Here is a 1,550-nt window from a genome sequence, read left to right on the forward strand (position 1 = left end):
TGGTGCTGAGCCCTTTGCGCCGAACGGCATCTTGGTTGCCACAGTAGCGGCATGAGACGACGAGTGTTACCATGCAATAAAGACGAAGAGTCCACGGTTACGTCACGACCGGTTATTGTAGTAGACCACGGCTCTACGGATGGAACCAGCGAAAACATTAACAACATATTTCCTGATGTAATAATAATCACAGGAGATAACACAATGTGGTGGACAGCGGCTACTAATCTAGGTGTTCGATATGCCCTAGACCAAGGCGCAAGCTCTATACTAACATTGAATAATGATTTAGTTGTTGGTGAAGATTATTTGCAAAGTATTTTAAACGCTTCATTTGTGTATCCTAATTCAATTATTGGGAGTGTTTCAGTTAATATTGACAATAAGGAGCATGTTGCTTTCGCAGGTATACGTTGGAACAAATTAATTGCAAAATATACGCCTACTATAAAAAACATAAAATCATTTAGTGATTTGCAGTTAGATTATAATATAATAGAAACAGATCTTCTTCCAGGTAGAGGTACTTTATTTCCGTCTGCTGTTTTTGAGGAAATTGGTTTCTTTGATGATCATAAATTTCCTCATTACATGGCTGACGAAGATTTATCATATAGAGCTAAGAAGAAAGATTACAGATTATTAGTTTGCGTCAATGCAATTGTACATAGTCACCTTTCTGCTACAGGAATAAACAATACAAATTCCAGTTTATCTAAATTTTCACTTTTAAAGCAAATATTTTTGTCAATTAAATCTCCTAATAATTTATTCGTTCGTTGGAATTGGGCTCATAATACTACCTTTCCTTTTTTATATTTCTTGATTGACTCCGGACGAGTATTGTATTCACAGATTAGGAAAATACTTAAAACTTGAAATAGATTAGTTTAAAGTTTTAGTTTTAATATTTAATTATTTTTTTTATTAATCAATCAAGACTTCTCAAGTTGATGTATAAACATTTTCTTATTACCCGATTTAATGTTAAAAATATTGACTGGACTACTGATAAAAATAAGACTTCAGTGAATGATAATGTTTGGTTAGAGGATAGGTTTTGTTTATTTGACAAATTTTGCTTCCCATCCGTTCACAGTAATATTATTAAAAGTGAGTTTGTTTGGCTTGTTTTTTTTGATTTAAACACCCCTCTGATATTCCGCCATAAGATAGAAGAATACCAAATATTATTCCCTCAATTCCGGCCATTATTTATTGATGACATGAGTCATCTACAGGTTGCTATTAAACAACAAATTGCTGCCGATGTCGATAGTGAAACCAAATATATAATTACAACTCGAGTTGATAATGATGATTCATTACATCAAGATGCAATGAAGTCTATACATGAGTACGTTGAGAAGAATGATATCAAATCTGGTTTGGTAGATTTGACTCGTGGTTTGTGTATGCAGATAGAACCCCACTTCCAAATAATACTAAATCAAATTCAATAAGTCGTATCTTTGGTTATGGATTACGCTACTAAAATCAGCCAGACCGTTGACGAACTGCAACAGCTTGAAAAACAGCAGACTAATGTC

2 protein-coding genes are annotated in these 1,550 nt (G+C 33.7%); both read left to right on the forward strand.

All coding sequences use genetic code 11. The annotated features are described in order from the left end of the window. Nucleotides 1-51: 51 nt before the first annotated feature. Nucleotides 52-879 carry a glycosyltransferase family 2 protein gene (locus FH603_RS28045; protein WP_186742660.1) on the forward strand — a complete coding sequence of 276 codons (828 nt, stop codon included), beginning with the start codon at nt 52-54 and terminating at the stop codon, nt 877-879. 74 nt (nt 880-953) lie between these two features. Continuing rightward, nucleotides 954-1,463: a glycosyltransferase gene (locus FH603_RS28050; RefSeq protein WP_186742662.1), complete on the forward strand. Its 510-nt coding sequence runs from the start codon at nt 954-956 to the stop codon at nt 1,461-1,463. The last annotated feature ends 87 nt before the right edge of the window (nt 1,464-1,550 follow it).

This window comes from Spirosoma utsteinense (assembly GCF_014282275.1).
GTDB lineage: Bacteria > Bacteroidota > Bacteroidia > Cytophagales > Spirosomataceae > Spirosoma > Spirosoma utsteinense.

What these genes read in the sequence shown, in the direction of transcription:
- FH603_RS28050 (WP_186742662.1), top strand. Translation starts at nt 954, where the DNA reads ATGTATAAACATTTTCTTATTACCCGATTTAATGTTAAAAATATTGAC.
- FH603_RS28045 (WP_186742660.1), top strand. Translation starts at nt 52, where the DNA reads ATGAGACGACGAGTGTTACCATGCAATAAAGACGAAGAGTCCACGGTT.